The sequence below is a fragment of the Pseudomonas sp. PI1 genome (assembly GCF_000812405.1).
GTDB lineage: Bacteria > Pseudomonadota > Gammaproteobacteria > Pseudomonadales > Pseudomonadaceae > Pseudomonas > Pseudomonas citronellolis.
Genome location: NZ_JWMC01000036.1, coordinates 49,340 through 56,500, shown reverse-complemented (window position 1 = coordinate 56,500; position 7,161 = coordinate 49,340). Strand labels below are relative to the sequence as shown.

The following is a 7,161-nucleotide window of genomic DNA, read 5'->3' as shown; positions in this document are numbered from 1 at the left end:
TGTACGAATGCCTTAAAAGCTGTAAAAGCATACGTCTTTGATTTTAAAGAATTTTATTAATCTTCAGCCATTAAAAGGTGGAAAAAACCTCCTTGCGATGTGCAGGTTCCACCTTTTAGATGCTCAACGAGGCCTGTCTCTAATCCGTTAGGAATAGGCTCTCAAAAACCACCCAACTCTTGGGGCCCATCAGTTTTAAAATGGCCTGGGCTTGATCGTGCCATGACATCTTGTGACGTTTCTCTTGAGCACTGTTGAGGGCGAGATGGTGGAGCGACATTGCGTCGGCCATGATCTCGTCGGTTCTTCTGTAGATGCTATTACTAGGCGATGGATCCAGTGACAAGACATTCTGCAAAAAATAATCGAGCAGAGGACGCGCAAGATTCCGCTCTTGGAAAAGCATCGCGTAGATAAGAAGGATCCTGTAAATGGCGATCGCCAATCGACTTACTCGGCCGGGGTTATCGTCATAGGCGGCTTCATACAGCAGCCAGACGAGCGCCGTTAAGGCGTCAAGACTGGGCACGCGAAGCAAACGATTTACTAACCCCACTGAGAACGGAGTACGTCGCCAGCCGTATGGCGAGTTTTTGTATAAGAGTTGCTGGATATCGGGCGATAGCCTGAGGAGCAGCGCTTCGTCACAGGCCCCATTAGCTGGGCGATGCTTCAACACACTCCAGAGTGGGTGGTTGAGTTCGTTTTTTGATCCTGGATACAACCCCTCCAGCCGCGAGACCAGTCTGTTTTGTGGGGTATTAACACCTGCCTTGAAATTTTTCCATTTTCCGGAGTTGCAGCTCTTGCCGCTCTGATGCCGACGCTTGATTAGGTCAGGCTCCAGCTTCGCCTCAATGGCTCCTGGTGTGTCAAGTCCAAGCCGCATTCGCAGCCCCTCATACCAGTAGCGCACCCGAATCACATCGATTAGATCTCGAGTTGGAGCGGATTTTTTTCCCGCGCTGGAATTTCGCATCTCAATGCGAAATTCTGAGTAAAGATTAGAAACCTCTTCAAAATCAAATGCTTGTGCTCGCATTGCTAGTCCTGGGTACAGTAAAAAAGCACTGGATTATATGGGTTTTACGCCTGTCTCCTGTGCTCTAGAATCCGAGCAACAAATCTGAACTGGGCGAACATGAGCGAACCAGGCGATATCCAACAGAAATTGGCGAACGAATTGGAGCGCTCGCTCACTGAACGGTATGGGGAAATTCTCAATACTGCTGCGCTTGCGCGCGAGCTGGGATATCCGTCCACAGCCGCATTCAGAATGGCGGTACTGCGCGGAAGAATTGATCTGCAGGTATTTGAGATACCCAATCGGAAAGGGAGATTTGCGCTCGCTAGAGACGTCGCCGTCTGGATTGCACAACTACGCCATCAAAAATAGAGGGGAGCCCAAGGACTAGGCTGGATTCTTGAAAGATTTTACGAATTACGGAAATGCAAAGGGCCTGGAGTTGCAGCTCCAGGCCCCTGCGGATGTCAGGTAAGGACCATGACCTGCTCATTCTGCGTTTCCCTGTGCTCAGAGTCAATCCCTCTGAGTGGACGGTCGTTCTGACCATTCGAACCTAATCGAAGACAACTTGCAGTCTAACTGCACGTGTTGGAAGGGAAATTACATGAAAGCTGCCCTCTTATATTTCTGCCCGCAATAAATTGACTTTACACAAACCATCGATCTGAACGCTTGCTTCAGTTACAGCAAGCGTTCAGCTCTATTGATGTCTGAGTAATTTATTATTGCGTTCATTCGTTAGGCCTGCGGCTGGGTCTTAATTAACAGCCATAAACTCTGGAAGCACACTGCGAATGCACATTCGATGGCGTTTGTCGGCGTTGCTTTGCCAGAAAATTTACCATGCATGTACTAATCAGGAGTGTGTATGTTGAAGGAAGAATTACGGCCAGGACTGGTCGTGATTGCACGCGGTACTGCGGCAACCGTGGTGCACTGCCTTCCCGATCTAAAGGTTCAGGTTATCACCAACCTGCAAAGAGAGACATTAATTGTCGGAGTTGATGAGCTGGAGATCTTGCCTGTTAGGAGTGAGGAGAATATTGGGGCGATTTCGAGCTCTCTGGTCGCACGAGCGGAAACTGCCGATGCAGAGGAAATTGAGGCCGCCAAGAATAGATTTAAGGTTATTTCTCAGTACCTAGAAAAAAGCATATCAAGGAAACAGGCAGTACAAGAATTGGGCGTTTCAAATAGCATGTTTTATAAGTTGTTGAGGCTCTGCGAAGGGGAGTCGGGCTATTTAAGTCTTCTTCGCATGAAGAGAGGACGACCGGATGGCGTGAAATTACTGGGCGAGAGGATGGAGGATATTATATCCAAGGCAATCAACGAAAAGTACCAAGGGAAAGCGGCAACCTTTACTGTGGTTTGGCGGGAAGTAGAAAGGCTTTGCCTGAAGGAGGGTATACCCGTTCCCTCACAAAAAACGGTGACCGCTCGAATCAAGTCTCTTGATGCCAGAGAACTACATCGCCTCAAATTTGGCGCGGAATCCGCTAGCCAGAAATTTGATGCGCGATCTGGAAAACTAATAACCACGGCTCCGTTGGAGTTCGCCCAAATGGACCATACTCTCGTGGATGTGATTGTGGTCGACGACGTGTACCGGAAGCCGCTTGGTCGTCCATGGTTAACCGTAATCATCGATAAGCATACCCGAGTGATTCTTGGCTATTACCTAAGTCTCCATCATCCGTCGACTCTATCTGTAGCCTGCGCCATCACTCATGCAGCGCTGCCAAAGCGAAAATTTCTCGAACGAATGAACCTGCCGGATACGGTTTATCCTTTTTATGGTATTCCGAAAATTATCCATATGGATAACGCCAAAGAGTTCAAAAGCGCAAAACTTCAGCGAGCATGCGCCATTCACAAGATCGAGCCTAAGTGGCGTCCGTACGGAGCTAAACACTATGGTGGACACGTTGAACGCCTCATTGGAACACTCATGACTGATTATGTCCACTTCCTACCTGGGAGCACTTACTCCAACGTTGTACAACGTCGTGGATACAATAGTGAGGAGAAGGCTGCATTGAGTTTCAAGGAGTTCTGCCGCTGGTTTGCAGGGGAGGTTGCTGTTTACCATGGCCGCCGGCATAGAGAACTAGGATGCTCTCCGAGAAAGGCGTGGGCGAGACACTTTGGCGAGAATCCTACAGGGATACGACATCCAGAACTCATTTCAAAGCCATGGGAGTTTAGACTTGATTTTATGCCCGAAGAGTCACGGGTCGTCCAGCCACAAGGCGTTGCGTTTAATGGAAAGTGGTACTGGAGTCCTGCGTTAGTCCCGCATATTCGACGTGGAAAAGTAACCGTGAAGTACGATCCATTTTCGATGGGGACGATCTGGGTAAAATTAAATGGGGAATACCTTTCTCTCCATTTTGCCGATGCCACGAGCACGGATTTCTCATATGAGGAATACAGAAATTCACTATTGGCAGACAGGATTTCTGGTAACAGCAAGGCCCCACGTCTTGAAGACTTGTCGCTCGTCAATGTGATGGCCGGAAACGACAATATTATCAAGGAAAGTGTTAAGAAAACCAAGGCTGTTCGAAAGAAAGAAGCCGCCAAGAAAGAGTACTTGGAAAGCTCTAGTTTGGGCATTGACTCTATGCCTAAGCGTGATATTCGGATCATGGAAAAGCCGGACTACTCAAAGCGGGCTGTTCCCTTTTCAAGGAAGAAATAATGACTCACATGGAACATCTTGTGCCGAATAGACGCTCCCTTCTTTCCCTATCGGATGAAGCGAGAATTCATGAGATTCAAAAGGATGATATTTATATAGATTCACCCGCTCCGATGAGCATTATAAGTATTCTGAGGAATATGCTAAAAACCTCTGATAGAGTTCAAGCTCCTTGCTTGATCGTTACCGGAGAGGGGGGGTCAGGAAAGACCAGTATTATCAGACAGATTCAGGCGGATCGCCTTATGGGTGAGCAGCTTGTTTTTGTGGCATTGAATGTTAATCCTTATAACTTGAAGTTTGGGGAGCTGCTAGTAGAAGCCTTGGGTGTTCCTCCTGGAAGTTCTGTGTTTGGCAAGCCACGCAAGGATCTGCTGCCACGCGAACTTGCGGAGCTCATCAAGTTGCGTGGTATTAAGGGCTTGGTCATCGATGAGCTACATGATGCCATGTTAGTTCCGCGTGCAGAGCAGCAGCGCAATTTGTCAATTTTAAAAGGCTTGTCAAACTCACCCTATGGTTTAACAGTGGCAGGATTTGGAACGTCCGCTGCGAGAAACGCGTTGAGTTATGATTATCAACTGAGCCGCAGGTTCCATAAAGTAGAGCTGGGTGACTGGTATGAGTCGGAAGATTTTCGCTCATTTCTCGCTGGAATCGAATTCAATCTCCCGCTACGACTGCCCTCCGGTTTGGATGGGCCTGAAATGGTTTCAATGTTGATTGAGATGACAAGTGGGAGAATGGATGATGTCGTAAAACTTATTAAGTCTGCTGCTTGCTATGCAATATGCAACGGGGATGAACGTATCACGCTCGAAAATCTGCGTGTGGCTGTTGCATCCCCATGGGGGTATGAGCAATGAACGCACTGTTGCTCATGCCGCCTGTTGCTGATGAAACCTTTTCTTCTTGGGTGTTTCGTTATATTAATAGCAGTGATGCCCGAAAGCGCGGCGTCGTCAGGGCTGACGACTTTGCGATGTTAGAGTCGGACGATCCAGACTTTGATGGGCACTCATCTTTTTTAGCGCAAGTGAAGAGTATTCTGGTGGATGTGGAGTTTCGCGAGGATATATTCGGAGCCAAGTCAGATTGGCTGCTGCCTTGGATGGATAGGCGCCATTATTGTCATAAATGCTTGCGTGATGATATTGCACAGAAGCGGCTGCCGTCCTGGCGAAAAAGCTGGTGTTACGTATTTTCGACACATTGCGTAGAACATCGTTGCCCATTGTCCTATTATGATTTCTATGAGTCGTCCATTGATAAAGGCTGGGAAGCTTTTGCTGCTCATATATGGCCTGGCGCAGAAGATCCCGCAAAGGTCCGTCTATTGGGACCGAGGGACCGAGGAAGGCTGGATAGAATTCTCTATGTGCTCGTTAGGAAAGCCATAACTTGGTATTTGTGCACGCCTCCTGAACAATTAGAGGAAGTGGACGATTTTCTCGGGCGGCGCCAGTGTTTTTTGGCGTTTTTTCGGATATTTCTTCAGCTTAAGACTAAAAAGATACCAGTTTCTTTGGTGCTTGATGACTTCACAGGGGGGCGTCGAGGATATTCACTTTCCAATTTTGGCTACCCAATGGCTATAGATCTCGGGGTGTATCTTAGTACGGCTCATCAAAGAGCATGCTCGATAATTATGGCCGGGATCCTCATGTCAGCTTTCTCTCCAGCCGAAGTGGACTTGCTGCACCGAATAGCCGAAGAAACGAAGTGTTGGTTCTCAGCGCCGCAAGATTATATTGGGCGAAGCGCCATCTCTGTTTGTAAAGTAAGTGACTACTACTACATTCGCTCCCTGTTCTCAGGGGTATCGTCTGTCGTCCTGAAGGAGGTTAGTGAGTTTATCTGGGGGGTGGAGTCCAAAACGTGGATTCAGGGTGCTCCTGTCAGTTCTAGGTACCGGGAGAAAGTATGGATGAAATGGCAATTCGATCCACATGAGACGCCTGAAGCTTGGGCTTATCCTTGATAAGCGTCAACGCAGCCCGCTCAACGCCTGGGGGACCTCGAAAGGCTTCGACGCCACCAAACTGACCTCTCGAAGAAGCGCTAGGTTGCGTTGCAAGAGGAAGAGTGGGTAGTTGTACAGGATGAGGGTGGGATAGAACGTGGGCGCTTCTATTCGCGCCATCGCGCCAGGCTTGGTAGATCAACCGCAAAAGTCAGCTCTGGAGTTCAGCGGAGGCACTCGCCGCTCAGCAGATTCCCGTCGATATGTTCTGCCCCTTGAGGCCGTCGCCAGCGTAGCGCTTGATTTCGGAGACGGAATTATTTGATGTTCTATGCCCAACCAATCTTGGACATGGCATGCAAAGTTACGCTTCTCGCTTGGTTTGTTTGCCGCGATGCACGGTCTGGAGCCACCGACAGTGCTACTGCGTCTTTCGAGCGCACGGTAGATTCCGGTCGATGTTTTTTTGGGGGGGAAGCGTCGGCGAATGGGTCAATTACGACGCAGGTCCGACTCGGCCGAGAACAGTACCTTCACCAGAGTCAGATCATCCAGATTTCGCTGTGAGTGCAAGGAATAGCGTGTGTCGCTCTCGGCGCGGAACACAAGACCTCGCTCGCCACTTCCATCCTGCATAAGACAGACTTCGCGTAACGGCTCCATTGCCCAACCTGCATTTCCGTTGAGATGTGCCGGTATCACGATCTGCACCTGCTCGATCCAGGCCTCGGGTGTCTGCTGGCTGACCAGATATTCCAAGTCATGCGAGTACTGCAGGAACAATGTGTTGACGATCACATCCTCCATATCGCGTCGGGCGATCTGAACCAGGAACCACGGCCATTGGATGTCCAGCTCAACTGCAGCCCATAGTTGGCCAGGGGTGAATTCAAGCCTCGGATCTAGGCAGGCCTCGGCGTGACGATACGTGATGAACATGGTTGAACCTCCAAATGAATCCCATAGATTGTAGTCCTATAGTGTACGAAAGGGCTTCATCGTTCCTTTTGCGGAAAAGGCAAAATGGAACTGACGACTGCATTCGGCTTGGCCCTCAAAAACCTACGTAAACAGCGCGAATTGACCCAGGAGGATTTCTCGACGGTGAGTAGTCGAACCTACCTCAGCACCCTGGAAAGAGGGCAGAAGGCGCTGACAATTGAAAAGCTCGAGCAGTTGGCGGGCGTATTGGATGTGCATCCCGCCACCTTGCTGATTGCGGCTTACCTGCAGAAAGAGCCGCAGGAGGACGGTCGCGCGGTCATCGCCCGCCTAAAGAACGAGCTGCAGGCGCTCGGCCTTGCCTATTAGCGCAGCCAGATGGCAGAACTTTCACAGGCAACTGAATTGGTTTGCTTGCTTTCAGCAACTGGCTGATTGTTCTGGGAGATCTCATCCCTAAGTGGTCATGCAGAGGGACTGTCCTTCGCGTTCTGGGTAGGGACTTCCAGTGATGAACTCCATTCT

At 49.5% G+C, this 7,161-nt stretch carries 6 protein-coding genes; 4 read left to right on the top strand and 2 right to left on the bottom strand.

What is annotated here, in order from left to right:
* Nucleotides 1–139 precede the first annotated feature (139 nt).
* On the bottom strand, nucleotides 140–1,042 hold the full coding sequence (locus RN02_RS33245; protein ID WP_152623755.1) for a hypothetical protein: 903 nt from the start codon (nucleotides 1,040–1,042) through the stop codon (nucleotides 140–142).
* Between the two features lie 853 nt (nucleotides 1,043–1,895).
* On the opposite strand from RN02_RS33245, the gene RN02_RS32310 reads away from it, so the two are divergent.
* Genes RN02_RS32310 through RN02_RS33240 form a run of 3 tightly spaced genes read left to right on the top strand, consistent with a single transcriptional unit; the run spans nucleotide 1,896 to nucleotide 5,712 of the window.
* Complete coding sequence (locus RN02_RS32310; protein ID WP_082033786.1) at nucleotides 1,896–3,731, top strand: Mu transposase C-terminal domain-containing protein; 1,836 nt, start codon at nucleotides 1,896–1,898, stop codon at nucleotides 3,729–3,731.
* Entirely contained in the window at nucleotides 3,731–4,597 is an 867-nt protein-coding gene (locus RN02_RS32305; protein WP_082033785.1) for a TniB family NTP-binding protein, read from the top strand. The genes RN02_RS32310 and RN02_RS32305 overlap by 1 nt, the downstream gene beginning before the upstream one ends.
* A complete protein-coding gene (locus tag RN02_RS33240) occupies nucleotides 4,594–5,712 on the top strand; it encodes a TniQ family protein (RefSeq protein WP_152623754.1) in 1,119 nt (372 codons plus the stop codon). The genes RN02_RS32305 and RN02_RS33240 overlap by 4 nt, the downstream gene beginning before the upstream one ends.
* 474 nt (nucleotides 5,713–6,186) lie before the next feature.
* On the opposite strand, the gene RN02_RS12735 is transcribed toward RN02_RS33240, so the two are convergent.
* Nucleotides 6,187–6,633 carry a hypothetical protein gene (locus RN02_RS12735; RefSeq protein ID WP_043314832.1) on the bottom strand — a complete coding sequence of 149 codons (447 nt, stop codon included), beginning with the start codon at nucleotides 6,631–6,633 and terminating at the stop codon, nucleotides 6,187–6,189.
* An 84-nt stretch (nucleotides 6,634–6,717) separates the two neighbouring features.
* On the opposite strand from RN02_RS12735, the gene RN02_RS12730 reads away from it, so the two are divergent.
* Nucleotides 6,718–7,005 (top strand): helix-turn-helix domain-containing protein, encoded by a 288-nt coding sequence (locus RN02_RS12730; protein ID WP_043314830.1) that lies wholly within the window; start codon nucleotides 6,718–6,720, stop codon nucleotides 7,003–7,005.
* Nucleotides 7,006–7,161 lie beyond the last annotated feature (156 nt).

Bases quoted from the DNA above. Each gene is read 5' to 3' on its own strand.
- RN02_RS32310 (WP_082033786.1), top strand. From the start codon at position 1,896: ATGTTGAAGGAAGAATTACGGCCAGGACTGGTCGTGATTGCACGCGGT.
- RN02_RS12735 (WP_043314832.1), bottom strand. From the start codon at position 6,633: ATGTTCATCACGTATCGTCACGCCGAGGCCTGCCTAGATCCGAGGCTT.
- RN02_RS33240 (WP_152623754.1), top strand. From the start codon at position 4,594: ATGAACGCACTGTTGCTCATGCCGCCTGTTGCTGATGAAACCTTTTCT.
- RN02_RS33245 (WP_152623755.1), bottom strand. From the start codon at position 1,042: ATGCGAGCACAAGCATTTGATTTTGAAGAGGTTTCTAATCTTTACTCA.
- RN02_RS32305 (WP_082033785.1), top strand. From the start codon at position 3,731: ATGACTCACATGGAACATCTTGTGCCGAATAGACGCTCCCTTCTTTCC.
- RN02_RS12730 (WP_043314830.1), top strand. From the start codon at position 6,718: ATGGAACTGACGACTGCATTCGGCTTGGCCCTCAAAAACCTACGTAAA.